Source organism: Microcella pacifica (assembly GCF_009371975.2).
GTDB lineage: Bacteria > Actinomycetota > Actinomycetes > Actinomycetales > Microbacteriaceae > Microcella > Microcella pacifica.
In genome coordinates this window covers 1-1,182 of sequence record NZ_VIKT02000053.1, presented here as the reverse complement: position 1 = coordinate 1,182, position 1,182 = coordinate 1, and the positions used below count along the sequence as shown (strand labels likewise).

Here is a 1,182-nt window from a genome sequence, read left to right as displayed (position 1 = left end):
GGGGGTGCCGGCGGCGATCGCCGCCGCGCGGGAGACGTTGAAGGCCATGGTCGCGAACCCCAGCCAGGCGGCGTTGGCGTGGAAGCGGCCCAATGGCAGGTGCGCCAGCGGCCCGTTCTTCAGCTCCGCGATCACCTGCTCGACGATCGCGTGCCGGCGGTGGGTCGCGTCCGCCTCGACCGCGGAGAGGGTGCTGTTGGTGATGAACGCGTGATACCGGTAGGTGTCGAACAGCGGCTCCTGGCCGGTCTTACCGCCGGTGTTCAGCCGCTTCACCCGCCGCACCACCAGCCGGCAGCTGATGCGCTCGCTCTTGCGGCGGGAGACGAACGCGGTGAACGTGGTCTCGGCGACCTCGGCGTCGCTGATCAGCTCGCCCGTGTCGGGGTCGGCGACCGCGTGCGGATACTCGATCGGCGTCCAGGCGTCCTCGGCGATCGCGTCGATCGCGGACGTCACCGTCGGCCACTTGGGGATCGTGAACGAATACCAGGCACCCGCCCGGATGGCCGCTTGCACGTGGTCGTGGCTGCAGAACGCGCTGTCGCCGCGTACCAGCGCCCGCCGGCCAGGCGCGACCCGCGCGACCGTCGCCAACGCCCGCGCCGCGAACCAGTGCGCGCCCGACCCGGAGCGGGCATTGCCGCGCCGCAGCGAGAACTCGCCGATCACCGGCGCGGTCGTGGGCGTGCTGATCGTCGCCAGCAGCGCGTTCAGGCCGCGTACCCCGGAATAGCCGAACGCCGCGGCCTGCTTCGCGTAGCCGTGGACCTCGCCGATCGTGTCGTCCAGATCGACCAGCACCAGCGACCCGTCGTCGCCGCCGACCAGGCCGGGGACCATGTCCGCCAGCCCGTGCAGCAGCCGCCGGTTCACCGCACCCAGCTGCAGCACGTGCCCGTGCGTGAACGAGCGCAGGAACGTGCCCATCGTCGACGGCGCACGCACCTCGCCGATCACCCGTGCGGTCGAGCCCGCGCGCAGCACGTCCAGATCATCGATGCTGTCCGCGCCCGCCAGCATCCCGGCGATCACCGTGCGAGCCTTCACATCCCGAGACGCCGACGGCACGCTCGAGTGCTCCCTCACCAGCTCCGACAGGCCCGCCCGCTCGGCCAGCGCCAGCACCGGCACCAGACCGGTATGCGATACGAGATTGTCCTCATCGAACACGGGCTGGAT

General features: G+C 71.3%; 1 protein-coding gene. It reads right to left on the bottom strand.

The genetic code is table 11. The features are described from left to right. A partial coding sequence (locus tag FK219_RS13290) for an IS1380 family transposase (RefSeq protein ID WP_165638156.1) occupies positions 1-1,182 on the bottom strand: 1,182 nt, incomplete at both ends.